This is a genomic window from Paenibacillus sp. FSL F4-0100 (genome assembly GCF_037993005.1).
GTDB lineage: Bacteria > Bacillota > Bacilli > Paenibacillales > Paenibacillaceae > Paenibacillus_AQ.
Window position 1 is genome coordinate 5632525 of sequence record NZ_CP150303.1, and the last position, 26124, is coordinate 5658648.

General features: G+C 49.8%; 24 protein-coding genes and 3 pseudogenes. 6 read left to right on the plus strand and 21 right to left on the minus strand.

Annotation, left to right across the window (positions count from 1 at the left end; all coding sequences use genetic code 11):
• The first annotated feature begins 109 nt into the window (after window positions 1-109).
• On the plus strand, window positions 110-1177 hold the full coding sequence (locus tag MHH48_RS25525; RefSeq protein ID WP_083659823.1) for a nitric oxide synthase oxygenase: 1068 nt from the start codon (window positions 110-112) through the stop codon (window positions 1175-1177).
• A gap of 126 nt (window positions 1178-1303) precedes the next feature.
• Here the strand turns inward: MHH48_RS25525 and MHH48_RS25530 are convergent, their stop codons facing one another.
• The 5 genes and pseudogenes from MHH48_RS25530 to MHH48_RS25550 all read right to left on the minus strand — a co-directional run.
• Window positions 1304-1666, minus strand: coding sequence for a YtxH domain-containing protein (locus MHH48_RS25530; RefSeq protein ID WP_076325699.1), 363 nt, complete (start codon window positions 1664-1666; stop codon window positions 1304-1306).
• Window positions 1667-1681: 15 nt separating this feature from the next.
• On the minus strand, window positions 1682-2134 hold the full coding sequence (locus tag MHH48_RS25535) for a DUF948 domain-containing protein (RefSeq protein ID WP_076325698.1): 453 nt from the start codon (window positions 2132-2134) through the stop codon (window positions 1682-1684).
• Window positions 2135-2410: 276 nt separating this feature from the next.
• Window positions 2411-2833 (minus strand): HepT-like ribonuclease domain-containing protein, encoded by a 423-nt coding sequence (locus tag MHH48_RS25540; RefSeq protein WP_076325697.1) that lies wholly within the window; start codon window positions 2831-2833, stop codon window positions 2411-2413.
• Window positions 2834-2877: 44 nt separating this feature from the next.
• Window positions 2878-3165 carry a Dabb family protein gene (locus MHH48_RS25545; RefSeq protein ID WP_076325696.1) on the minus strand — a complete coding sequence of 96 codons (288 nt, stop codon included), beginning with the start codon at window positions 3163-3165 and terminating at the stop codon, window positions 2878-2880.
• Window positions 3166-3362: 197 nt separating this feature from the next.
• Window positions 3363-3611 (minus strand): annotated as a pseudogene (locus tag MHH48_RS25550) (FAD-dependent oxidoreductase); the annotation flags it as partial.
• 339 nt (window positions 3612-3950) lie between these two features.
• On the opposite strand from MHH48_RS25550, the gene MHH48_RS25555 reads away from it, so the two are divergent.
• Entirely contained in the window at window positions 3951-4547 is a 597-nt protein-coding gene (locus MHH48_RS25555) for a helix-turn-helix transcriptional regulator (RefSeq protein WP_076325695.1), read from the plus strand.
• Window positions 4548-4714: 167 nt separating this feature from the next.
• Window positions 4715-4906 (plus strand): hypothetical protein, encoded by a 192-nt coding sequence (locus tag MHH48_RS25560; protein WP_076325694.1) that lies wholly within the window; start codon window positions 4715-4717, stop codon window positions 4904-4906.
• A gap of 99 nt (window positions 4907-5005) precedes the next feature.
• Here the strand turns inward: MHH48_RS25560 and MHH48_RS25565 are convergent, their stop codons facing one another.
• The 10 genes from MHH48_RS25565 to MHH48_RS25610 all read right to left on the minus strand — a co-directional run bounded on the left by MHH48_RS25565 (window position 5006) and on the right by MHH48_RS25610 (window position 15288).
• Window positions 5006-5734 (minus strand): hypothetical protein, encoded by a 729-nt coding sequence (locus tag MHH48_RS25565; protein WP_256720798.1) that lies wholly within the window; start codon window positions 5732-5734, stop codon window positions 5006-5008.
• 243 nt (window positions 5735-5977) lie between these two features.
• Window positions 5978-6709, minus strand: coding sequence for a glutamine amidotransferase (locus tag MHH48_RS25570; RefSeq protein WP_076325692.1), 732 nt, complete (start codon window positions 6707-6709; stop codon window positions 5978-5980).
• 42 nt (window positions 6710-6751) lie between these two features.
• Window positions 6752-8086, minus strand: a complete 1335-nt coding sequence (locus tag MHH48_RS25575; protein WP_076325691.1) for an ArgE/DapE family deacylase — start codon at window positions 8084-8086, stop codon at window positions 6752-6754.
• Between the two features lie 90 nt (window positions 8087-8176).
• Window positions 8177-8686 carry an ureidoglycolate lyase gene (locus tag MHH48_RS25580; protein WP_076325690.1) on the minus strand — a complete coding sequence of 170 codons (510 nt, stop codon included), beginning with the start codon at window positions 8684-8686 and terminating at the stop codon, window positions 8177-8179.
• Between the two features lie 24 nt (window positions 8687-8710).
• Window positions 8711-9742 (minus strand): autoinducer 2 ABC transporter substrate-binding protein, encoded by a 1032-nt coding sequence (locus tag MHH48_RS25585; protein WP_076325689.1) that lies wholly within the window; start codon window positions 9740-9742, stop codon window positions 8711-8713.
• A 5-nt stretch (window positions 9743-9747) separates the two neighbouring features.
• On the minus strand, window positions 9748-10692 hold the full coding sequence (locus MHH48_RS25590; RefSeq protein WP_076325688.1) for an ABC transporter permease: 945 nt from the start codon (window positions 10690-10692) through the stop codon (window positions 9748-9750).
• Window positions 10689-11651: an ABC transporter permease gene (locus MHH48_RS25595; RefSeq protein ID WP_076325687.1), complete on the minus strand. Its 963-nt coding sequence runs from the start codon at window positions 11649-11651 to the stop codon at window positions 10689-10691. The genes MHH48_RS25590 and MHH48_RS25595 overlap by 4 nt, the downstream gene beginning before the upstream one ends.
• The gene (locus tag MHH48_RS25600) at window positions 11648-13159 is read right to left on the minus strand and encodes a sugar ABC transporter ATP-binding protein (RefSeq protein WP_076325686.1); all 1512 of its coding nucleotides are present in this window, start codon (window positions 13157-13159) and stop codon (window positions 11648-11650) included. Before MHH48_RS25600 ends, MHH48_RS25595 begins: the two co-directional genes overlap by 4 nt.
• A gap of 156 nt (window positions 13160-13315) precedes the next feature.
• Window positions 13316-14224 (minus strand): ribokinase, encoded by a 909-nt coding sequence (locus MHH48_RS25605; RefSeq protein WP_076325685.1) that lies wholly within the window; start codon window positions 14222-14224, stop codon window positions 13316-13318.
• Window positions 14225-14241: 17 nt separating this feature from the next.
• Window positions 14242-15288, minus strand: a complete 1047-nt coding sequence (locus MHH48_RS25610; RefSeq protein WP_256720797.1) for a LacI family DNA-binding transcriptional regulator — start codon at window positions 15286-15288, stop codon at window positions 14242-14244.
• Between the two features lie 1027 nt (window positions 15289-16315).
• Here MHH48_RS25610 and MHH48_RS25615 point away from each other — a divergent pair.
• From MHH48_RS25615 to MHH48_RS25625, 3 genes and pseudogenes are all read left to right on the plus strand, one after another.
• Window positions 16316-16447, plus strand: a complete 132-nt coding sequence (locus tag MHH48_RS25615; RefSeq protein ID WP_080742533.1) for a ParA family protein — start codon at window positions 16316-16318, stop codon at window positions 16445-16447.
• 23 nt (window positions 16448-16470) lie between these two features.
• Window positions 16471-17205, plus strand: a pseudogene (locus tag MHH48_RS25620) (IS5 family transposase).
• Between the two features lie 17 nt (window positions 17206-17222).
• Window positions 17223-17499, plus strand: a pseudogene (locus MHH48_RS25625) (DUF711 family protein); the annotation flags it as partial.
• Window positions 17500-17660: 161 nt separating this feature from the next.
• Here the strand turns inward: MHH48_RS25625 and MHH48_RS25630 are convergent.
• The 6 genes from MHH48_RS25630 to MHH48_RS25655 form a co-directional block, all read right to left on the minus strand.
• Window positions 17661-19619 (minus strand): carbohydrate-binding protein, encoded by a 1959-nt coding sequence (locus MHH48_RS25630; protein ID WP_076325681.1) that lies wholly within the window; start codon window positions 19617-19619, stop codon window positions 17661-17663.
• A gap of 382 nt (window positions 19620-20001) precedes the next feature.
• Window positions 20002-21012, minus strand: coding sequence for a glycoside hydrolase family 130 protein (locus tag MHH48_RS25635; protein ID WP_144023517.1), 1011 nt, complete (start codon window positions 21010-21012; stop codon window positions 20002-20004).
• A gap of 56 nt (window positions 21013-21068) precedes the next feature.
• A complete protein-coding gene (locus tag MHH48_RS25640) occupies window positions 21069-21905 on the minus strand; it encodes a carbohydrate ABC transporter permease (RefSeq protein WP_018751893.1) in 837 nt (278 codons plus the stop codon).
• 14 nt (window positions 21906-21919) lie between these two features.
• Window positions 21920-22822 carry a sugar ABC transporter permease gene (locus MHH48_RS25645; RefSeq protein ID WP_018751892.1) on the minus strand — a complete coding sequence of 301 codons (903 nt, stop codon included), beginning with the start codon at window positions 22820-22822 and terminating at the stop codon, window positions 21920-21922.
• A gap of 106 nt (window positions 22823-22928) precedes the next feature.
• Window positions 22929-24317, minus strand: a complete 1389-nt coding sequence (locus tag MHH48_RS25650) for a sugar ABC transporter substrate-binding protein (protein WP_076325679.1) — start codon at window positions 24315-24317, stop codon at window positions 22929-22931.
• Window positions 24318-24489: 172 nt separating this feature from the next.
• A complete protein-coding gene (locus MHH48_RS25655; RefSeq protein ID WP_076325678.1) occupies window positions 24490-26121 on the minus strand; it encodes a response regulator in 1632 nt (543 codons plus the stop codon).
• Window positions 26122-26124: the final 3 nt, after the last annotated feature.

Sequence of the window (26124 nt, forward strand, 5' to 3'; positions counted from 1 at the left end):
TGTAGGACTCTTGCGCCGGTCGCTGACCGTAGGTAGTTTATACTATAATAAGCGCGCGTATAGTAAAGGAGAATTCTACGTGAATGACAACATACATCATACCGACCTTATGGAAGCTGCGAAGCCGTTTATCGAGCTTTGTTATGCTGAATTAAACCGCTCCCCGGAAGAAGTCGAGGACCGGCTCATGAACATCCGCTCACAGATCGAGCTGACAGGTACATATGAGCATACGCTTGAGGAACTGACGCATGGAGCCAAAATGGCTTGGCGAAACAGCAACCGCTGTATCGGCAGACTGTTTTGGGATCGCCTCAAGGTATTCGATGCCAGGCACTTAACGGAAACCTCTGACATTTTCTCAGCACTCCTCCACCATATCGAGAGTGCCACCAATGGCGGAAAAATCATGCCAACAATTACGATTTTCAGGGCTGTACGTCCAGGAGAAGCCCCACTTATTATCAAAAACCACCAGTTGATTCGGTATGCCGGTTACGAAACGGCGGACGGGACGTTTGGCGACCCGGCTTCTCTATCCTTCACGAAGGAATGCATGGAGCTGGGATGGCGGGGAGACTTGACCGACTATGATGTGCTGCCGCTGGTTGTGCAGCAGGGGAATGAGCCGCCTGAGTGGCTTGCGATACCGAAATCCTACGTGCTGGAGGTCCCTTTGGAGCATCCCGAACTTCCTGCTCTTAAAGCGGAAGGTATAAAATGGTACGGGGTGCCTCTCATCTCGGACATGCTGCTTGAAATCGGCGGCATTATGTATACGGCAGCACCGTTCAACGGCTGGTATATGGGAACCGAAATCGGAGCCCGTAACCTTGCAGATGAAGGGCGCTACAACAAGCTTCCGCTTATTGCCAAGCTGATGGGGCAGGATACTTCCAGCGAAACTACCTTATGGAGGGATCGCGCATTGGTTGAACTCAATGCTGCCGTGCTCTATTCCTACAAAAAAGCGGGCGTCAGCATTGTGGACCATCATTCGGCAGCAGCCCAATTCGGTTTGTTTGAACAGCGCGAACAGCAAGCCGGGCGGGAGCTCACAGGGGATTGGAGTTGGTTGATTCCTCCGGTCTCGCCGGCTACAACCCATATTTTCCACACCTCTTATCATAACGACATCCGTTCGCCGAATTTCCATTACAGGATCAAAGGGCAGTAATCGGGGCTTTATTTCAAATCGTTTATACACAACAAAGCCGGGGCTCATTGCCGCCCCGGCCTTCATGTATTTTGATATGATCCTTATCCTCGTAAATGAGTGCTGAAGCGGTCATCTGATCCTGGATTAATCGTTGACCTTCACTTCGGCAGCAGTGGACACATAAGCCTCTTCTTCAAAATCCTCGTCAAACGAGGAGACCTGCGCAATTTCCTCTTCCGCCAGCCAGCTTTCTTGCCGGTTGCGCCAGGACTGAATATCGGAGATCACGTTCTCAGCCCGATCCGTCATGATGCCGATCAGGTTGACGCCCTGCTCTCCTACCTTCTCCGCTGCCTCCTGCACCTTGGTGCCGATGCCGCGGGCGCCGTCGGCAATGTCATTCCGAAGCTCTTTGCCGGATTTTGGAGCCAGAAGAAGTGCGGTAACAGAACCTGCAACACTGCCGATCAATACTCCCCAGAGGAGCCCTTTGCTCTTCTCTTTCATATTCCATCTCTCCTTCTATTTGGCTTGCCCTTCGCCGGACTTGGAGGTGTATTTGTTCCATGAATGCCAAAGCGTCATTCCGGCATCAACCCACCGGAACATCTCCCCAATCTGCCGTTCATTATCGAGGCGAGCACGTTCCAGATGCTCAATGGCAGTTATGGAAGCTTTTTTCCCTACAGCATGAACCGCATCGGCCGTCTTGGCTACCGCTGACGCAGCATCGGACAGGGAAGCGGTAACAGCTTCGCCGGCCGCCAGCTGACGCTGAATCATCTCTAACGAGACGGATGCCTGGTCCAGCACCTGCAAGGCTTCCTGACTCAATCGGGTACTGTCTTCCTCAAGCCGGCCCAGCATGGTCTCGGCCCGCCCGATCAGCTTTTTAACCGACAGCATCATGATCACCGCCGCAACCGCGATCAGAACGATGCCGATAGCAGCGGCCAGCGCACTCCATTCTGTCATCGGGAACTCCTCCTTTCGTCCGACCGGGCGAATGCCTAGTCGCTTGATGCATTATAAGCAGTATGGGCTTGTCTTGACACAACATCGGCGATTTTTTTATTCCAGCAGAGAAAAACCACGAGTATCCCCTACAACTTCGGAACATCCCAGCCGCTTGAGATAAAGACAACAAAAAAAACAGACCGTTCAGGGATTCCCTGAACGGTCTGTTATGGATGAATCGTATGGAAGAGCCCATGGCGTCATGGATATCTCTTTTTTAAAACTATACAAGCCTCAGTACATCTCGTTTTTTAAATACTCACGGACATTTCCCGCAAACTGCTCCAGCACATCAGGCAGAATCGGGGTTAAAGAATGAAGCGTATGCCTGTCCCAATCATAGTAGTCCTGCACGAGCGGTTTACGCAATCGAACCAGCTCCAGCAGCACCTTATGAACCTCTTCAGGGAACACCTTTTCCTCATGATTAATATCCATGATATCTTCATAACTGCTGGCATCCCGCATAATAAATCCGTCAATCAAGTAGCTGCCGACATCCGTTACGACTTCGATCGCCAGATGAAGCGCACGCTCCTGAACCAAGCCCAGCACCAGGCCTCCGTCCCATGATTGTGCCGCAGCACGCAATCCTTCCGCGATTTCGGGAATCGCGCTCAGACGCCGTTCAATTTGTTCTTGATTCACATAATACACCGCAAATCTCCTCCAGCCTGTTGTTGTAAAGTCTATATCATTGCTTACACTTCAAAATCAACGCTAAGCGTATGATCTTTCACCGTATTGATGTATTGGATCACTTCCTGGTGAACAGGATGAACGGCATATGCTTGTAAATCTTCAAGATTGTCCACTTCAACGATCAAAGCCAAATCATAAGAGCGCTCGGAGCGAATAACATCGGCACCCGCCTCAAGGGATCTTAGCATCGGAATCTTGCCATCCATATCACGCAGCACCTGCACCGTCTTCTCAATATTCTCGGCGGATGAATCCTTCAATTTAAAAAAAACAATATGTTTAATCATCGTCCGTTCCTCCATCTCTAGCATTTATGTAAATCTTTCGTATCTATCATACCCCGTTCGTCCGGAAAAAGAAATCGCTACCACCAACATATCGGACATATCAGCTGCGCCAGATCTAGCCAAATAGGAGCACCCTCTGACTTACGCCAGAACGTGCTCCTGAAATCGAATTCTATTTAAGGGAACAACCGCTAAAATCAAGAACTTAATTGGTTCAGCATGTTCTGGGCAATCCAGACGCCGGCGGCTCCTGCCTGAGCAAGCCCCCTGGTAATTCCGGCACCATCCCCGCCACAATAAAGACCCTTGATTTCCGTCTCGAAAGACTCCGACAGCTTCGGTCTTGCGGAGTAGAACTTGGCCTCCACCCCGTAGAACAGCGTGTGCTCTGACGCAATCCCCGGCGTGACTTTATCAAGCGCTTCGACCATCTCGATCAGGCTTTTTCATAGTGAACCTTATTTTCAGGGATATACGAATAAGCATCTTTTTCTTTATCAACCTTAGTTAATATAAAACGAATTGACGAATGGGTCAAGTTAAATCGTATTAATTGTTCGTGTTTAACTCCTTTTATTTTGGTCGTAAACGCCATTCACCCCAGTTTTAAGCACTAAAAGACGAACAATAGATTATACTAATCAAATAAACGAGTAGGTCCATCGGACCATTACATCGGACTTATAAATCATGTAACAACGAAATGGAAACAATTGTTTTATGTTTGGCTATTGAAAAGTGAGTGTCGAATATTGTAGTATTGTGTTAAAAAAATCGGAGGAATTATGCCTACACAACTGCAGCAAGAAAAACACTCCATTGAGGCGTGGTCCCTGATCAATCGTAAATATTTGGGGAAAGGTGTGCGAGTCAAGCGCTTTCGCCGGCCGACCCGCTGCCAAATTCGCAACCGCGTCCTACTAGCCGTACTTATGGCCAACGATATCAAATTGTCGCAATTGGCCGAGGAACTGGGAGTATCCTCCCGTAGTGTCAGCGCCTGGGTATATGAGGGACGCGTTCCCGGAAAAAACAACCTGGAGAAGGCCTGTGACTACTTGGGTTATCCCCGCCACATACTCTTCAGAGAGGAACTGCTGGACAAGTCACCTTTAATCTGTCAGCCGGCACCTTCCCGCTTCATGAAACGCACCCTGACACGCTCACCGGTTAGCAACCGGATTCTGACAGGTCTGTGCATGGTTCATGATTTGTCGGTAAGCGATGTAAGCCGCTGGATCGGCGTGCATCCTGGCACATTCCGCAAATGGCTGCACCAGGGCACCGTACCATCCCCAGCGTTCCAGGAAAAAGCGGAACAGTTCTTCCGTATCCCTAAATCTGTTCTATTCGCAGATTGCGCATTAAAGCAAAATTCCTAATCGAAGTTGCCTTAATGCCATAACCATACTTATATTTCAACCCATGCTCAGCTTATCGGATCGCTCCGGCTAAGCCGGGCTTATTTTCTGTTATGGCATATTTCGAGACGATCAGGGAATACAAGTAACATTCAGATTTGCAACATTCAACTTGAGGTGACAGACATATGACGTTACGTCATAAACAAATTGGCGCTGCACTGGGATTGCTCACCGGAACAACCATGGGAAGCGGCATTGGATTCCTGCTCGGCTGGCACTCCTTTAATCTGATCGTCTTGGTAACCCTCTTCGGCTTATTCGGAGTTGCGGCTGGTCTTTGGCTAGGCTCCCGAATGATATTCAAAGAGCTCCCTTAATGAATGATATGATATTCATCGTTCTGCCTCTTCCTCGCTGAGAATGGAGGCAGAACCACACAAAGAAGACCGGAGGTTTCCGGTCTTCTTTGTTATGAATTAGTTATGGGTCCTTGTATTAACAACATACAATGGTCCAGACACAGCGCCTACGTTCTTGGGAGCTTCAGCAGCTCCATCGGTGATAGCTCCCGTGGCAGGGCTGCCGATGGTCGTATCCGGTATATCCTGGTCGCTCCAGGTTTTACCTCCGTCCTCGGTTTTGGCTTGACCGCTGAATCCCGTTTCAGGCGAGATGAAATGGAGAAATCCGGCATTCGGCGTGCTTCCAATCCAAATCCACGTCTCCCCGCCATCCGTGGTGCGATACAGATCGTTATTCTCCATCACGGTCCAGGCCTGTTTGCCATTCAGCGCAAAGATTTGGCGTACCGTGCCTTTCGGCTGAGCCTGAACCTCCCATTCCGTACCACCGTTATCACTAAAAGCAATCCAGCCTTCCCCGCCAATCCAGCCCGAGCTATGATTAATGAGCCGGACCGCCGTCACTTCCGCTAAATCCACATCGGGTTCAGCGGTCTGATGATCGGGCGATACGTCCGTATCCTCTACTGCAACGACACTGCTTCCCGCGGTGTCATCACCTCCTGAAGCTGACCCGGAAGGGAGCTCTGTCTCCGGGGTATTCTCATTCGAAGAAATCACCGATTGCTCAGGTACCGGATGCTGAGCCACATTCCCCTCATCCGTTGGTTGACATCCAACAGACAAACTCACAACAACGAGCATCGACAACATAAAGCTAAACCCTATTCGAGGTTTTATCACAGGATCACACCCCTTGTATTCAAAATAACTCGCCCGTAACTTCCGCTAACAGGTCTTATATTATAAATCCAACTCCATTGAATTCACCTTAAAGCTGAACGGTTCCTCCTGTTTAGTATAACGCGAGTTCTGCATGAAGAGGAACGAAAAAAAGCTGTTCTCCAAGTTAAATTTCCACTTGAAAAACAGCTTTGCTTCATAGATGCGGTCGAGAGGACTCGAACCTCCACGGGGGTTAGCCTGCTAATCCAAATACTTGATAAGCTTGGACCAAAAGGCCGAATAGTGCTCCCAGTTCATAAACTCCAACGATCCCCAGTGCGGCGAACAATCGCTTGCAAAGGCTGCCGTCTTGCCGGCTCCGTAGGTTCCGACCGTCAGAATGGCATCGCCTTCATGGCTTAGCAATTCCTCTGCCCCCGGCTTGGCTGACAGTTTATTATAACCCAGCAGCCTAGGCCATTCTCCCAAATCATTTACCAGTGGATGCGGCTGCGATACGACAGGCGAGAAGCCGCTTGGCATCTCTACCCGATCATCTTTGTCCATCATGACTACCGGCAGCACATCGGCCAATATCGTATTTCTATAATTAGCTTTCCCTTCGATTCCCATGAAGGTCAGGTAACCGCCAACCATCAGCAGGCCGCCCCCTTCAGCGACATACTGCTTCATTAGCTCAAGGGCGTTCGGAATGATTTGCATTTGATAGAAGGTTGGATTTTGGAGCAGGAATGTGTTGGCCCCTACGTCACTAAGTACAATCGCATCATAGGCTTTTAGCTCTTCCAACGATTGAGGGAAGCGCACCTGTACTTCATGCGCAGGCATATAGGTGACGTCAATTCCCTCCTGACGCAGACAGGACAGCAAATAGGTTGCTCCCTCCTCGTACTTGGTCGAGGTAAAGCTGTCATAACCTTTCGTATGAATCATATGCACAACCCAAGATTCGCCAACAAATAAGATTTTCATCAGTTCAAGCACCTCCGTATTTTATATCACCAGGCCCTATACCTACAGGCCGTCTTGATCCCGTTTTTGCGCTTCCTCGATTTCACACCAGTCCACAATCGTTTTGGCAATCATCTTGACCGCCTGAATCACTTCATCGACAGGTGTAAATTCGTCGCTATGATGGGCAAGGCTGGGGTCGCCTGGTCCAAAGTTAACGGTCGGAATGCCGACGTTCACCGGCCAGCCCATATCGGTATGGAAGCCCAGTCCTTCGATCTTCCCTTCCTCTCCAATAGCCTTCAAGGATTGTACACAAGTCTGAACAAAGGGATGAGACACATCCGTTTCTGCACAATCGGCATCCACCAGCCATTCGATTTCCGGCATATGCTCACGCAGCCAAGGATCTGATTCCGATACCTCGCGCAGAAAGTCCGTCAATTCCTTCTTTACGTTGCCGCCTACAAGCTTCTCGTCACGCTCCGATGGCAAGTATTGCGCGTTAAATACGATTTCCGCCTCATTCGCGAAGGAGGTCGGATATTCCCCAGCGTTTAATTGCGCAACATGCACCTGACAAGGGATCGCCAAGTAGGGATGAGTCTTGCTGACAGCCCATTGCTCATTCAAGCGGTCCAAATGCTCCAGAATATATCTCGCTTTCTTAATCGCATCCACCGCGCCGCCGTCCTGCCAATCCGCTTGCGGCATCTCAATATGGCCGCTGCGGCCTTGGATTTTGATTTTCCCCCACAAAATCCCACGGCACAGCGGGGCGATCGTTAGCGAGGTCGGTTCTGTCAAAATGCATGCATCTGCTCGATAGCCATGGTGGATGAAATCAAGCGCTCCCATGCCTCCCGCTTCCTCATCGACGACCGTGCCGACAACAACCGGCCCTTTAAGCTTAAACCCGCTGCGAAGAATCGCTTCGACGGCCATAATCATGGCTGCGACTCCGCCCTTCATGTCAACGGTGCCGCGACCGTACATCTTCCCGTCAATCACTTTGCCCTCGAACGGATCGACTGTCCATTTGGAGCCTGCCATGACGACGTCAATATGGCCAAATAAGAGCAGGGACTTGCCTTCCGTTCCTTTGCCAAACGTAGCCGCCAGATTGGGTCTGCCCGTAAAATCTCTTCCCGGATAATAGCCCGCCATGCCTTCATATTGCTTCAGTTCATCAGCGACGGGCTCCCAAATCTCGATGTCCGCACCCAGTTTCTCCAGCTTGCCGGCAATAAATTGTTGCAGGTCCTTCTCTTTCGATGGCCCTGGCTCCTCGAAGAACCAGGGGTTCACGCTCGGAATTTGAATAAGCTGCTGTAAAAATTGAATAATTTCATCTTGATGATTCTCGATCCAATCCATCACTCTTTGTTCTTGGTTCATCTCTCTCTCTCCTTTGTGGCAGCACTCTCCTGATACCGCATGAATCCGCAGCTGCCGTAAGCAAGAGTATCAGGAGCCGTGCCTGCTCCCTTATTCGAATCGAACTGTGCTTCCGTTCATAAAATCAACCCACGGATTGATCATCTCATCCCCGAATTTATCCTTTTTCTTCTCGATGCCGAACATATAACGGGCGTCGTCAACAGCCGGGTAGGCCGGGCTATGCCAGACCCCCCGATGGATGACGATAGCTTGTCCGGGCTTGATTCGGAAGCACTTGACGGTGGAAGCATCAGGGCTTTCATCCGGATTGTCAATATCCATGCACAATGCTACAGGCTGCACAATCTCACGATCAAAGGTAAGCAGAAGCTCTTCGCGGCTGACATGCCTCTCCATGGCTGTGACGACAAATTCGCGCCGCTTGGTGTCGACAAGTCCAAATCCGATGGGCTCCCATACGTCCAGCATTTGAACATAGCTCCAGCAATCCCACCCGTCACCGGATTTGGAAGGGTCAATCGCCGGCACATCCACCACTTTGCCATAGGGAGCAAAAGCCTCCTCCGTTAAATCTTCTATCTGCACCTTATACTCCATTAAGGCCGCCTCCTAAGGGTGTTATTAGAAATCAAAGCTGTCCACATTATCGTTCGTGACTTCAAGCGTGCCAATAAAGACGCTTTGTCCGTCTACCTTCACTGTTCCAATCGTCGGAATTTCCATGCCGTCTTTGATTTCCTTGCCTTGAGCCAGTTGATCCATAATATAGACCGTTACGTAAGCCAGCTTGCCCGGATCCCAAATAATATCTGTTTTGATCGTGCCGTTCTTGATGTAATTTTTCACGACGCTCGGCACGGCAATGCCTGTAATGGCCACTTGGTTCTTCTCCAAAGTGCCTGCCTTTACAGCTTGCTCCACGACCTCCGCGGCTGCAGGAGGTTCGCCGCCTGCAAATCCGATTATGCCTTTCAGATCAGGGTAGGTTTGAAGCAGGTTTTGCGCATTGGCATACGCCTTCTGTTGATCGTCGTCGCTCGCGACAGTCGTTACGACCTCAATCTCCGGATAGTTGGCTGCAAAATAAGCTTTAGCCGCATTGGATTTGGCAATCTGGTTTTGCGAGCCCAGACCGGCTACCATGAACGCGACCTGTCCTTTGCCGCCGATTTCCTCTCCGATCGTTTTGGCCAGAAGCTCCCCGATTTCTTGGTCTGTAGCCGGAGCTACATAATATTGGCGGTCTGTGTCCGGCGCGTCACTGTCCCAGGTCACAATATTGACGCCTTGGCCTGCCGCCTTCTTGAACACAGGGCCTACCGCTTTCGCATCATTGGGCGATACGCCGATGCCGCTTACTTTGCGGGTCAGCATATCCTGAATCATATTAATTTGCTTGGAGGAATCCGCCTCTGTCGGCGCATTGAACAGAACCTTTACCTTCAAATCGGCCTCCGCCTTCTTCGCGCCCTTCTCAGCCGCCGCCCAATAAGCAGGGCCGATGGACTTTGGATTCATAAAGTAAGTTCTGGATCCCGAAGCTCCCTGGTTCGTTTTGCCTCCGTTATCCGTTTGATTCCCGCTTGTACTTCCGCATGCTGCCAAATTCAAAGCCAATACGCCCGTCAGTAACGTCAATGCCAGCTTTTTCATAGGTTTCACTCTCCATTGAATTTTTTGTTTCCTACAGCAAGCAGAAGCAATGCCCCTAATATGACTGCCTGGTAAAGCACGGATACACCTAACAGATTCAATCCATTACGCAAAAACACGATGATTAGCAGCCCGACAAATGTGCCTGAAAGACTCCCCCTTCCTCCAAAAATATGTGTGCCCCCTATCAGAGTCGCTGTAATGACATCGAGCTCTATATTGGTACCCGATGTCGCCTCTGCGCTTGCCAGACGCGACACCAGAAATATACCCGCCAAGGCCGAAAACAATCCGCTAAGCATAAAGAGGATAAACCGGATGCGTACGACCGAGATACCTGAGTAGCGGACAACCTCTTCATTGTTGCCAATGCCGTACACATAAGTGCTGAATCTTGTTTTCTTCATGACAAAGCTGGCCAGAAGGAACATCACCACTAGGAAAATCGCATTAACCGGAATGCCGCCGACATACTGCTGGCCCATAAAGTAGAATGCATCCGGAAAGCCGCTAATGGGTCTGCCCTGATTGATTACGTAGACCAGACCCCGCAGCATCACGAGCATGCCAATGGTGACGACGATCGCCTGCATTCGGTGCCTTGCGATCAGATAGCCGTTAACCGCCCCGCACAGCAAGCCAGCCAGCAGCCCAATGATCACGCTGATCCATATATCGAGGCCCCGCTCAAAGGCAACTCCCATACTTACAGCGGAGAAAGCGAGAATTGAGCCTACCGAAAGATCCATGGCACCGGATATGATGATCATGGTCATCGGTATGGCGATCAGCCCTACTTCAACCATCTGGTTCAGCACATTCATAAAGTTAGTGACGGTCAGGAAATAGGGAGACAAGAAGCTGAACAGCACGATAATGACGAGCAGCAGCAGCATTTGAACGATCAGCTTATTTCCCCTAAGCGGGAACCGGCTTGTCCATGTACTCATACCAATTCCCCCTCTTTTCCTTTGTTTTGCCTTATACGCTGCAGCGTATTAATGACAATTGCCAGAATAATCAGAAAACCGGTTGCAGCATCAACCCAGAACGGTGAAACCTTGGATATAATGAGCCCGTTTTTGACAATGCCCATAAAGAGCACACCCAGCATCGTTCCGGCTATGGTGCCGACTCCTCCAAATATACTTCCCCCGCCGATAAGAACGGCTGCCATGACTTCAAACGCTAAACCGCTGCCTGCTGTCGAGGCTTGCACACTGCCTACCTTTGCTGCGAAAATAACCGAGGCGATCCCGACCAGCAAGCCGGTTAATACATAGACCTTAAACTTGGTTCGGGCTACGCTGATTCCCGCCAGCTTGGCTGCTGGTCCATTCCCGCCAATGGAGTAGATTCTTCGGCCCTCACGGGCGAATTTCATTAAATAAATGAAGACCGCGATAAGAATGACGGCTATTAGCAGCGGGAAGGAAATGCCGAGCAAATACCCTTGTCCGAAGAATCGAAATCCTCCCGGAAAGTTCGTCATCCAGGTTCCTCCGCTGATCCCTACCGCAATGCCCCGGAAGATATACATGGTGGCCAAGGTGACGATGATGTCCGGTATTTTCCTAACCGCAATGAAATAACCATTGACCATGCCGCATAGAACCCCGATGCATATCCCCATAGCGGCTGCAATCCATGGATGGATGCCATGGCTGAGAAACAATCCGACAGAAGTCGCTGTCACTGCCAGCACGGAGCCGACGGATAAATCCATGCCCCCCAGCAGAATGACCATCGTCATCCCGATCGCCACGATGAACATGGAGATGTTCTGATCCAGAATCAGCCTTATATTTTCGAATTGCAAGAAGTCAGGAGATATAATGGAAAACAACAGCGTAACGAGAATGGTAAATAAAATAATAGGCGCTTCATGCACATTTAGTAGGCGTTTCATATGCGGCCTCCTTCTGAAAGCGGATGTGAAGCACGCTGCAGCAATTGTTCCTGATCAGCCTCGCCATGCGCAAATTCATGCACGATCGTGCCTTTGTATAGCACCAGGATCCGATCACAGAGTCCAATCACCTCCGGCATTTCGGACGAAATCAGCAGGATGCTCAAGCCTTCCTGGGCCAGTTGATGAATAATATTGTAGATCTCCGCCTTCGCTCCGACGTCAACTCCCCGGGTCGGCTCCTCCAGAATAAGAATATCGGGATTCGCTGCAAGCCATTTGCCAATCACAACCTTTTGCTGGTTGCCGCCACTCAGAAAGTCTACGCTTTGGCCATCGTTGGGCGCTTTTATTCGAAGCTTCTCCATATACTCCTTGCTCATCTCTTTAATCCGCGCCTCGTCCAGCACCGTATACTTTGAAAGCTGCGGCAGCATTGGAATGGACAGATTTTGCCGAATTGACATCGGTTTAATGATGCCTTGACGGTGACGATCCGGCGGAACATAAGCAATCTTCTTTGCTTTGGCCTGGCTCGGATTATTGATTTTCACCGCTGCGCCACGAATAGTGATTTCACCCGTTCCCCGCTTTAGACCGAATAAACGCTCGGCAATCGTGTGCGTGCCCGAACCCGGAACGCCGAATAGCCCTAATATCTCTCCTTTTCGCAGCTCAAAAGATACACAGTGTGCGGAATCGAGCGACAACTGCTCGACCTTCAGCACAACCTCTTGATCGTGCTTCTTCTCCCTTACCGGATATAGCTGGCCAACCTCTTTGCCCACCATCATTTGAATCAAGCTCTGTTCGGTAACCTCTTCGATTCCACGGGTATCAATCTTGGCTCCATCCCGCAGCACCGTTACCTTATCCGCAATTTCAAATATTTCCTTCATGCGGTGAGAGACATACACGATGGCTACGCCCTGCGCCCGGAGCCGGTTGACCACATCAAACATTTTTTTCACTTCGTTTTCCGGAAGCGCCGCTGACGGTTCATCCATAATGAGCACATCCGCCTGAAAAGACAGCGCTTTCGCAATTTCGATTACTTGCTGGCTGTGAACGCCAAGATGCCGGACCTCCTGGCGGACATCAATTTCACCTCCCCCTATGGAATCAACCAAACGCTGCGCCTCGTCATACATTTTGGACCACTGTATCCGGCCGAATTTGCCCACCATTTCCGGACGGTCGATAAATATATTTTCCGCGGCTGTCAAATTAGAAAACAAATTGAATTCCTGATGGATAATGGACACTCCTTGCCGCTGGGCGTCAAGCGGGTTGCCGAATGTCACTTCTTTGCCCTTCAGTCTGATCGTTCCTTGCGTCGGTGAATATACGCCGGACAAAATTTTCATCAGCGTGGATTTCCCTGCTCCGTTCTCCCCCATAAGCGCATGGACTTCGCCCGGATAGAGCTCAAAGCTAACATCGGATAACGCTTTGACCCCTGGGAATTCCTTGCTGATGCCTTCCATTTTCAAAACCGGATGCCTCATCGTTCGACCTCCTATTCACCTTACTGAGCTGCTTTTTGGATAACTTTAACAAGACTAAGCGTTAAATCGCCAAAGTCTGAGAATACAGGTGTCCCTTTCCAGGAAAGAAACCCCGTATATTACCTTTTTTTATAACGGTCTTATTAACCTATTGTTCTACACCGTAAGAAACGATTGTACCTGTTCTTCTGTCGGAATCGAGCTTTGGGCACCTGGTTCAGATACAGCCAGCGCCGATGCCGCTGTCGCGTAGCACAGACAATCGCGCAGCTCCGCTCCCGTTACATATTTGGCTGCGAACGCTCCGATGAAGGTGTCTCCGGCCGCTGTCGTATCCACTACGTCAACCGAAAATGCGGTTAATGTGATTTGCCTTCCGGATTGGTCCATATAGATAGAGCCTTTGCTTCCCAAAGTAATAATGAGATGAGGAATGCCGTCATTAAGCAGTTTCTTTCCGGCCTCCAGAGCCTGGCTGCTTCCTTCAATACGGATGCCGCTCAGCTCCTCCGCCTCGACCTCATTCAGAATGAGGAAAGTGACCTTGCTCAGTTGGCTCTGGTCAAACCCGTCAATTGGAGCTGGATTCATAAATACCGGAATACGTTGCTCTGCCGCTTTATCCAGCACCCTTTGATTGGCTGCCGATGATATTTCATTTTGCAGCAAAATGACGTCGAAACCAGAGAGGTCCAATTTATCTACCTCGTCTGCACCATACCTTCCATTAGCGCCTGAGGATAAAATAATGTTGTTCTCGCCTGCTCCATCGATTGTAATCAAAGCAAGCCCCGTCATACACGGCTTCTCGATAACATGATCAAGATCAATCCTAGCCTCCGCCAATTCCCTGCGTATGTCGATCCCAAAGGAATCCGAGCCCAGTGCACCCGCCATAGCGACCGAAGCTCCGGAGCGAGACGCGGCAACAGCCTGGTTAGCCCCCTTGCCCCCAATAAAGAAACGGGTCTCGTTGCCCTGTATCGTTTCGCCGGGAACCGGGTGACGCTCAACCTGTGTGACAATGTCCATATTCATGCTGCCCACTACCAAGATTTTCGCCATAGCTCTCCCCCCCAGTATTACTCCTTCAGTCTTTTGACTGAGCCGAATTTCTTCAATTCAACATCCAATATCATTTTTTTCAGCTTCGTCCGTTCTTTAGGCTCTCCCTTGATTTTTTGAATGAGCATTTCCGCCGCTTGAATTCCCATCTCTCTTGTCGGTCTGCTGACCACGGTCACTCTTGGCTGCACGAACTGGGCAAGCTCGTTATCATCAAAGCCAATTAATGAAATATCCTCTCCGATTCGGAGATTCAAATCGCGTATCGCTTTAATCGCACCCGTACAGATGACGTTGTTAGCCGCAAATATAGCTGTCGGTGGCTGCTCGGATTGCATAAGCTCCGTCGTAAATCGGTAGCCGTCCTCTTCCAGCCAATTCCCCTGCTTGTGATAGGCAGGATCGGGTGTCAGGCCGCTCTCATGCATAGCTTGACGATATCCCCAATAACGGTCCTTGCCATCGTTAAAATCATGCGCCCCATCTATAATGGCAATGCGTTCATGACCATAGTCCACGAAATGCTTGGTCGCTTCGTACGCGCCGCGGAAGTTGTCGATTAAGACACCATCGTGGCCGCAATCGTTGATATAACGGTCGACAAGGATGGTAGGCTTGCGAATGTTCCGGTAAAACTCTGCATCCTTATGCGTACCGATTAAGATGATTCCATCCACATTTTTCCCTAGGAAGCTTTCAAAAAATTCTTCCTCCTCTGCCTCATCGCTATTCGTGGAGACTACTAGAGTAAAGAAGCCTTCCTTCTTGGCCACCTCTACCATACCGCCAATGACTGCGGTGTAGAAGGGATTCTGAATCTCCGGCACCACGACGGACAGCATGTTGGTTTTTTTATTGACCATCGATGCAGCCATCGTATTCGGAACGAAGTTCATCTCTTCTATTATTTTGAGTATTTTCTTGCGAGTGGCTTCACTTACGCGATCTCGTCCATTCATCACTCGGGATACCGTAGCTACAGATACGCCCGCTTGCTTGGCTACGTCCTTAATTGTAATTTCCTTGTTCGTCTTAGCCACCCCCTTCCAATAATTTATTGTCATAACGTTTTCTCAATATTTCCCTTTGATAATAAACGATATGAGTTCATTTCCCACTCGAAAAATGTAAACGTTTACGCAATTTCTAGTTTTATTTTAGTACATGCCCATTCAGATTACAATATGTTTTTTTATAAAAATCAAAAAATAAAACGTTTACATTTACGATATCTACCCTATTTATGTTAGGTCCTTGTTCGGTATTCAACTAAAATCTTAATATAACCTTGTTTATATGTCATATATTATCACATAAAATCAAGCTCTTCATTGGTACCGAGTAAGCCTCAGGAAAAATCACACGACTTTTATTAGAATCTAACTATCAGCCACTCCTCAAAAAAAACTAGAAACGTTAACCCGTTGTTTCCCTTATTTAAAACCTCCTTTTTTAACCAATTCTTTGTTAAAACGTTTACGCAATTTATTTGGAAATGCGCATTGTTAATGTAAAACAAAAAGCCTGGAGGAATCAGGAATAAAAACCTGAATGCCACCCGGCTTGCTGCCTCTTACTTTAAGGATGCATGATAGTTCTCAGGAGATTGCTGTTCCCAAGAGCCATTGGCTAGATCTATTTTACAAGACCTTAGGACGGAAAGTGTAGGATGTAATTACAGTATCGAACATATTACCTGGTAGCTCACTCAAACGCTAAAAACGCCGAATTAGACACATGATCTATTGATCTAATGAACTACTGATAAATGCATTTGGTGCCGGTGAGAGGACTCGAACCTCCACGGTTTCCCTCACGATTTTGAGTCGCGACTGCTATTGAGAAGATAGCAGAAGTTAAGTCCAAGAAGAGGAATTTAAAAACCGCTAAAAGCCTTGTAGAATCAAGGTTTTCAGCGGTTTTTCTGGTCTTTTCCAAGCCCCGTAAGGGTTCCCGGCATCTGGGCAAAATGAAGCCTTTTGGGGATGTTGGAGAGAACTCGGGAAGAACTCAGAAAGAACAACAACAGAACGGCCCGCTCCCTACCATTGACAAAATAATGAAGCATCTGCTTCAGGGAGGGTAATTGAAATGTCCAAAACGACGGTTATTACCATTGCCAATCAGAAAGGCGGTACAGGCAAAACGACCACTGCATACAATCTTGCTTACGCTTTATCTAGGTCGTGTCTGAAAACTAAAGAATCCTATGGTATGATATGAGAAAAACGAATGGAGAAACAAGCATGATTCCAAGACGGTACGAAATAACCGATGAACAGTGGGAACAAATAAAGGACATGTTCCCGCCCTATCAAACAGGAAGACCGTCGAAATTAAGCAATCGTACGATGTTTAACGCCTTTCTTTGGATTGCCCGAAGTGGTGAGGCATGGCGAGACTTGCCGGAAGAACGTTATGGTTCATGGAAAACGGCCTACAGTCGTTTCTGCAAATGACATCGAACCCGATTTTGAAAACTTGAGCATCGATTCTACATCGGTCAAAGCCCACCAACACAGTGCCGGTGCAAAAAAATCGCAGATGGACACGAAGTAAACCAACACATCGGCGTCAGTCGTGGCGGCAAGACGACCAAACGTCATGCCGTAGTCGATGGATTAGGCAACCCTCTAGCTTTTCTACTGACGGGTGGTCAAGTTTATGATTCTGTTCCAGCGATCGAATTGCTTCAGGAGTTGGATATTACGGGTAGCCACATTCTTGGCGACAAAGCCTATGGCTCAGAAGCGATTCGGAACTGGATTACGACTAAACAGGCCACTTACACCATTCCGCCTAAAACGAATAGTCAACATCCATGGAAGGTCGATTGGTATCGGTACAAAGAACGCCACTTGGTTGAATGCTTTTTCAATAAAATCAAACACTTTCGCCGTGTGGTCACTCGTTACGATAAGTTGGCTAAGTCATTCCTCGCGTTTATATACATAGCTTCCATTTTTAAATTGACTCAATGATAGTTTTCAGACACGCCCTAAATGACAATGTTAAAAAAAGTGGCGTAATGGCCTCCTCCTATGTAGGTGGGCTTAATAGTAGAGCCTTTATTCCGGTCAATGAAGATCACGGCATGATTCAAGCAGTTCAGCGGGGTACCCTTACACTAGAGAAGCTGGAAGCTATGACCTTTGGTCGAATTTGGCGGCCTGCTCGGATATGCACCAGTTATAGCAGTAAACGGCTTCAACTGCGCGAACTTCGTTAATCGTGGCGGACGAATCTCAGCTCCAATTCATAGCTTTAAGAATTAATTGAAACCTCAAACAGCAAGTCCCTATTTCACTTAGGAGACTTGCTGTTTTTTTGTGTTAGTTGGTCAGTCGTAGAAAAAAACTTTAGCTGAATGAAGAGGCATATCATTTGATATACCCCTTTATCCATCTTATTGCAATTAAATCAAACCGTTTCCATTCTATTTGAACTGGAACCAAGTTAAATTTGCAACTGTGGTTGAATCTGACTTAACAAAAGTAACATATACCGTATGGGTTCCTACAGCTGTCCCGGCATTAAGCGGGATATTCTTGACTGACCATGTCTGCCATCCGCCTGTGCTTTCTGCCGTCCAATAACCCAGCATAGTGCCTGTAGGACTGTCCAAGTGGAATTCTATCCTTCCGCCGGAATTAGCGGATGCAACCTTCAAATCAATACTTGTTTTAGCTGTACTACCAAAGTCTACATTTTTAAATGCTATATAGTCGCCATTACTCCCTCCACCAACATCCAGCCCACCATCAGTGCTTGCCTCATAGGATATAACACCTGAACTAAGGTTATAACCTTCCGCTTCAAATTTCAATGTGTTGAATTTGGGAGCTGCAGCATAGCTGTTAGTATCTGTTATTTTCAATTCTGCGAGTGTAGTTGCCGCAACTCCACCGACGCGAACATTGTTTAATGTAACTCCGGAGACAGTAGATGTGTCACTCCAACCCTTCATTATTGAAACTTCACCTAAAGCGCGTAAATTGATATTATTATAGACCACATTTTTTATCGGACCGGTTTTTGCAGAAAGATCAAACCACCTGGAGTGAACACCGGATCTTGGCCAGAAGCCTTCTACATCTATATTGTCAAATATGATGTTTTGTGCTGCTGGAGTCCCATAAAGATGACCTACCGCTAAAGCGCGCCAGCATCTGTATACATAAGAGTTTTTAACAACTATGCCATCCTGAAGCTGTTTCACTCCATCTCCAACCTTGAATGCTCCACATCTGCTCCAAGCCAAAGCATCATCCACAACTACATTTGACTGGTTTTCAGGACTTCCCGGCCAGTTTGCAGCTATATCCGTAGTTGCTACATCCCATGTCTTAAATGAGTATGTGTCATCCTCCGATACTGCTACCGTGTGCTTTATGAGTACATTCTGGCTCTCTTGAATGTCTATTGCATCATTTTCATAATCAAGTTCATTGTTGTTGAAGTGCTTTGTATTCTGGAATGTTACGTTATTAGATCTTGTAACGATTGTAGCCCAGCCACCGCTGTCTCTTATGGTTATGCCGTCAACCGTGAAGTTGCTGCACTGCAAGGGTACAAGAATATTGTTCAAATAATTGTTTGTATTTCTCATATAATGGCCATTGCCGTCAATAGTCCCCCTGCCGTATATCTTAATATTGTTTGCATTTGTTTCGGTATAAATAAACCATGTTCCATCCTTATTCAGAGAATTCTTATGAAAATGAGTAGTGTAATCGCTTGGATTTCCTGAACCCCTTATAACAGAACCACCCTCCAGATAAACCGAAACATTGCTTTTTAGAACAAGGTTTCCGCTCTTGTAAACTCCGGCTGGAACGTATACGATACCGCCACCTGCTGCGTTAGCCGCATTTATGGCGTTTTGTATTGCAGTTGTAGCCATAGCGGCACCGGTACTGTCGGCACCGTATTGAGTTTTAACATTGTATATACCTGTACCGGATGAAGCCGGAACATTGGTTTCAAGAGCATCTGCCGCAATAACCAGATCTTTCAGGTTATTGATTTTAACTATAAGATAGGTTGGTGATGAAAGTGTAAATGTAAGTGTATTTCCGCTCTTTGTTGCAGTGATTCCCAAAGCTTTGGGAGAAATATTATAGGTATTGATTGGCTCGCTTGCTGTTATTGTGATTGTAGTAGTACCTGAAAAAGAGAAATTACAATAATTATAGTTTACAAATACCGCCGAAGTGTCGATTACCGGTATATTTGTAGAGTCTGCTGTTACCGTGTATTGACTGGTCGTGGTATAGATCGGCGGTAATGGATAGCTTACAATTGTAGCCGCCGCACTTGCTGTCAAAGGAACGACAGCTAACAGACTGGCGAGCATACAAACAATTAAACTTAATAATTTTAACTTTTTTAACATAAATAAACACCTCTTTCATATTTTCAGAAAATACTCTGTCATCAGTGAATAATGATTTCACCAGTGATGCTCTATTACTCTTTTCATAAAGTCGACATATTCCTGTTCAGCTTCGGAAGTGGCAGAGTAATACTAACCTTTTCTGCATCAGCAAAGTTTCCTTTTAAAGTACAGCCCCGGTTTTGTTGCATCTTGTGCAGGATTTCTGCGTTGGTCGCTACTACTGAGCTGTATTGTTGCATTTTATGCACAATCTCCCCACGGTCGCTGCTATTGATCTAGCATTGTTGCACTTCATACACAATCTCCGCGCAAGCCGCTCCAATCATGGCACATGGCCCCACTGTTACTCCGCATTTCCGCCCTCAGCCTGCTTCCAATCTTATCTATGCTCCGGCTCCAGACAGAGCCGGAGCAGATCGTCCACATGGGCCGTTGCCAGACATTCCACCGTATCCGCAGAGCCGTAATAGATCTTGACCTCGCCGTCATCCTCCAGAATCATCCCTCCCGGAAAAATCACATGATTGCGGAAGCCCCCGCCAATCTCATAGTCTGTCTCCGGTGCCAGCAGCGGCTGCCTGCTCATGCCGATCACCTTGCGGGGGTCCTCCAGATCCAGCAGCATAATTCCGGCGGTATAGCGCTTCTTCCAGGTGTCCTCCCAACCGTGCTTGCCTCTGGCCGGGTCCACATCCACCGCATGGAAGGTGGTCAGCCAGCCCTTATCCGTCCGGACCGGAGGTGCGGCCGGGCCGACCTTGTCATTGGCAAACGGCACCTGCTCAACGGCGAGCAGTAGGCTGGAGTTGCCCCAATGCTTCAGGTCCGGCGACTCGGAGATCCAGGCATCGAAGCGGTCCCGGCCGCCGCGGCTGTATACCGTGAAGGGACGCTCCAGCCGGACATACTTGCCGCCGATCAACTCGGGAAACAGTACCATATTGCGCAGGTCCGGTGTAGACAGGCTGAGCACCTCGAAGTGTTCCAGATCATCGGTAACGGCAATTCCGCCGCGGATGCCATGGTGCGTATCCACGGCAAAACACATATAACAACGGCCGCCGATCACGGTCAGGCGCGGGTCGTAGGCGCGGATAATTTCCTCGTCATGCATTTTGAACACTGGCTTCGGGCCGGCGGTCCAGCTCAGCCCGTCGTCACTGTAAGCAATGCCGAGATCCGTGGTGTGGTGCGGCTCAAGCGTCTGATCGACCAGTGAGCCGTAATCATTACGGAAGATCATCACATACTTGCCGTTAAATTTCGTTACACCGGCATTGAATACCAGTGCGGTGGGGTAAGGAACCTTCGTTGCATCCAGCACCGGATTGCCCGGATACCGCCGGATGAACGGGGCAGATTGCAGAATTGCCGGAGCGTGTTGAGTCATGGGGTGTACCTCCTTGAATGTTAAATATGGAATATGGGTTGCGCAGGGCCGGACCGCTACCCTTTGAGGGAACCGGCCGTCATCTGCATGAAGGATTTGTTGGCGAACAGATAGGCCACGAGAATCGGCAGAATGGACAAGCAGGCGCCCGCCATCATATAGTGGGTCTGAGAAGCGGCCGAAATCCCGTATTTCAGGTTCGCCAGCCCGACGGTCAGCGTCTGCAGCTCCGGCTTCGTCATCGTGAACACGAGCGGCAGCAGATATTCATTCCACGCGCCGCGGAAGGTGAACAGGGCACCTACGCCAAGTCCGGGTCCGAGCAGCGGCAGAATTATCCGCCAGAAGGTCCGGCCGGGAGAGCTGCCGTCCATCAGCGCCGCCTCGTCCAGCTCGCGGGGAATCCCCTTCATGAAGCTGGAGAGAATGAAGAAGATCGAAGCATGGGCGGAGATCAGAATCAATATAACGCCCCACAGGCTGCTGTGCAGATGAAGCTTAACCATCAGATCGAACTGCGGACGCAGCACGACCGCCCCTACAGCCACGAACATGGTGAAGGATTGCAGTCCGATATACAATTTTTTGCCGGCAAAATCCATCCGGTCCACCACATAAGCCGCCATGGATGATACCAGCAGCGTGCCGACCACCGCCGCCAGGGAGACAATCAGGCTGTTCAGGGTATACCTGGAGAAATTGGCCTGCGCCCAGGCTTCGGCATAGTTCGAGAAGTGCCAGCTCGCCGGCAGGAAGGTCGCTCCCGCAGTAAGCTCAGCATTAGTCTTGAAGGAGCCCAGGATGGTGATAACGACCGGAATCAGCGTAATAAAAGCAACAGCCAGCAAAAAAATCCACAGGATGATATTGCCCAGTATGGTTCTTAGTCTCATAATAGCCTCTCTCCTCAATCGGTCTGATTCATGCGTCTGGATGCGTAGAAATAAATGAGTGATATCATCCCTACAATGACCGCAGACACAAAGGCGACCGCACTGCCGTATCCGAACTCCTGGACCTGAACCGCCGCGCTGCTCCCGCCGACAGGGAAAAATAATTTGTACAAATACAGGAACATGACCTCTGTCTTGCCTACAGGACCTCCTTCAGTCAGAACCATGATGCTCTCGTAACCCTTCAGGGCTGTAATGATCGCCAGCATAATAACCATCTGCATCACAGGTCCGAGCATCGGCAGGGTGACATAGCGGAACTGCTGGATTCTGCCTGCCCCGTCCAGGGAAGACGCCTCATACACATCCTCCGGAATATTCTGCAGACCGGCGAGGAAGAGCAGCATATAATTGCCGACCGCCCCCCAGGCCGCAACCAGAATGACGGTGAGCATGGCATATTTCGGCCCCAGCCAGTCCACACCGGAATCGGAGAGGCCCAGGCGGATCAGAAACTGGTTGAGAATCCCGTTATATGAGTTGAAAATCGTGAAGAAGACTACGGCCATTACAGCGGTACTGATGACGGTCGGCATGAAGAAAATCCCCCGCAGCAGTTGTCTGCCCCGCAGCCCCCGGTTCAATATGACTGCCAGCAGCAGGGCCAGCGGAATGGTGATCAGCAGCTTGCCGCCAGCATAGACAAATGTATTCACCACCGAATCCCAGAACTGGGTGTCCTTCAGAATGCGGCTGAAATTGGCCAGACCGGTAAACCGCGCCGTTCCGAACCCTTTGTAATCATAGAACATATAGCGGAACGCCCAGGCAATCGGGTAAATCCCGAGAACCAACGTGAGCAAGGCACTTGGAAAGATAAAACTGTATGAAAATAAGGCATGTTTCGTTTTGTTCATCTGGTTTCTTCCGGCTCCTTTCCTTTACGACCAGAGCAGAGGGATGAGGGAGTTGCTCCCTCATCCCCCGCTATCCCGGCCTATATCTCTATCCCTAACCTTCTGTCTACTTGGCGAACTTGCCGCCCAGAGCGGCGGGATCAAAGCCGGTATCCGGCTCAGCCTTTATGCCGTCATTCGCAATCACACTGTCCAGTGCAGCGTTATAGCGTTTGTTCAGATCAGCGATAACCGCCTTCAGGTCGCCGCCGTTCAGCATATATTTGAAGAAGGCGTCATCCGATTTCATTCCTTCCGGTGCTACAGACGGATAGACCGGCCACACCCCATCGTGCTTGTTCGGCAGGAAGCCTTCAATGCCGTTCACATCCGGTGTCTTGGCTGCTGCGCTAATGGATGGAACCATGGAGATGCCGAAGCCTTTTTCCTGATAATCCGTCAGCACCTGATCGCCGTACATGAACTCCATGAACTTCCAGGCTGCTTCTTTATGCTCTGATTTCGAGCTCAGCGCCAGCCATTGGCCCCCGAGGAAGCCGGAAGCCCCCTTCACGGTGCCGTCGATGGTAGGAACCGGAGCGGCCGCCCAGTCAATCTTGGCCGGGAACTGATTCTTGTAGACGCCAGGCTCTGAGGAGTAGGACATATACATTCCGATCTTGCCTTCCGCAAACTGCGCCCGCAGCGGATCAATATCCAGCGATTCTACACCCGGCAGCATGCTGCCGTCGTCCCTGATCTGCTTAAAGGCATTGATGATCGGCTCGAAGCCGCTGAAGTCGTAGCGGGCTGTCTTGAAATCATACCCGAAGCCGCCATAGCCGCTCATCTCCGCAACCACCCGTGCCGAACGTGCGAACGCACTGCCGGGGCTCTTGAAGTTAAGGGCGAAGCCGTAAGCGCCGTCCGCTTTGCCGGCTTCTGTCAATTTCTTGGCTGTATCCACCAGCTCCTGCAGGGTAGTCGGCGGATGTTCAATGCCCGCTTTGGCAAACAGATCCTTGTTGTACACCAGACGCATGGTCGTCCCATAGTTCGGCAGACTGTAACGCTTGCCGTCGAATTCATTCAGATCCGGCATGGCCGGGAATTTCGCCTTCAGCTCATCGTTCAGGAACTCGTCAATAGGAGCGAGAAAGCCTTTTTTGTAGAAGGTCTGGATGGTATTCTCCTTCACCCGGATCACATCCGGTGCATCGGAGGTCTGGAAGGACAGATCGAGCGCGGTATCGAAGTCGTCGCCCTTGACGACCAGCTCCACCTCAATCCCGTCAGTATTGGTTGCGTTGAACTCGGCTACCTTCTCCTTCACGAAATCCGCATCGTGGCGGTCGCCTGTCCAGTAGCTGATTTTAGTTTTCCCCCCCGAGCCGGCTGTCGCCCCGTTTCCCGTGCCTTCAGCAGCATTGCCGCCGTTGCTGTTACCGTTGCCGCAGGCTGCCAAGCCAAGTGCCAGGACCAGGCTCAGAGATGTCATTAGCATACGCTTCATCATTGGTAGTGCCCCCTTATATATCCCTGCTGTATTCGCTTACAACCTGATTATAGTTCGATAGGCGCATCCAGATAAGGCGGGTAAGCCCACATTAAGGGCAGATTTCTGCAGGAGTTCTATACAGACAAGGGAGGTAATCTCCGCCCTGCGGAAATCCCTCCCCTGCTGATTCCTATTCTTTTCCAAGATAATACAATTTGAACTCGGACGGGGTCATGCCGGTATATTTCTTGAACACCTCGCTGAAATAGCGCCTGTGCTCATACCCGAGATCCTGGGCGATCTCCTGAACCTGCCGGCCGCTGATCAGCATCGCCTTGGCCTTCTCCATCTTCTCATGCATCACATACTGCTGAAACGAAATTCCCTGCACCTTCTTGAACAGATTGGAGAAATACCCCTGGCTAAGGTTAATCTGCTTCGCCATCTGCTCCAGCGACAGCCCCGTGTCCAGATGACTATGGATATATTCGACGGCCTGACGGATAATCCGCGTGGACTCCAGAGAACGGGCTTGCTCCACCAGCGCACAGGCCTCCCGGCAGAGCCAGGACAGCAGGTCCCGTATATCTTGAAGGGAAGGATGCACCTGGTTCTTCATGGCAGCAATTCTGAGTTCCAGCGGCTCCACCTGCCCATAAGGGAACTGCTCCAGCAGGACCCGGCAGATCCTGGAGCTCAGCTCATAGCCGACACTTTCAACATAACGCGGCTCAGGCAAAAGCCCGCTGTCCAGCAGCTCCGCGAACAGCTGGTCCAGCACCTGCAGGCTTTTGGCGGAATTGCCGGAACGCAGGGCGAACAGCAGCTCCTGCTCGGCGGCGACGGAATAGCTGTGGAGCGAGAGAGGTTTATTCTCGATATTGCTATAATGATATACCCCGTTGCCCCCGGTATAGAAATGATACCCCAGCGCGCTAAGCGCCTGCCTGTACGCCGTGCCCAGCTCCTGAATCGCCGCTGTGCCCAGGCCCACGCCAATAGAAATGGTATGACGCGAGAAGCGGCTTACATTCATGCAGCAGGCCTCCGTAATCAGCGCGGCGGTCTCCGGGTCTGAGCCGTTCATGATACAGACGTACCGGTCTGTCGCCTCCCGGATAATAACGCCGCGGGTCAGGGCGGAAATCGTCTCTTCGAGAATATTGTGCAGGCTGAATCTTAGCAGCTCGACCTCCTGCACAGGCTGGCCGCTCAGCTTCTCCGCGAAATGATCGATCTCGGCGACAAACACGAAGAAATCATACTGGTCCAGCGGGATATCGAGATAGGCCCAGCGGGAACGGGCATCCGCTTCTGTCGTCTGGTGGTGCAGCAGGAAGGTGAGATATTCCTGGCGGAGAATAGGCAGACTTTCCCTGATTCTCGCCTCCATTACAGCAAGTCTGGCGGTCTCCTGACGCTCCTCCCGGCACAGCTCCCTGGCCTTCAGCACTGCATTCACAATCTCCTCCAGGGAAAAGGGCTTCTTCACGAAATCAAGCGCCCCCAGCCGGATGGCTTCCTGGGCATAAGAGAACTCCGAGTAAGCGCTGAGGATAATAATCTTACAGTCCGGCAGCACCTCCAGTATCGCCCGGGTCATCTGCAGGCCATCCATTCTTGGCATTCGGATATCCGTCAGCACAATGTCCGGCCGGGTCTCGCGGATGATCTGCAGGCCCGCTTCGCCGTTAAGCGCCGTACCTGTGACCTCAATACCGTGCTCCTGCCACGGCGGCTTGCGCGAGACCATCTCCACCACACTTTTGATATCGTCGATTACACATAATTTGAACCTTTCCGGCTCCAGCTTTTGGTCCATCCT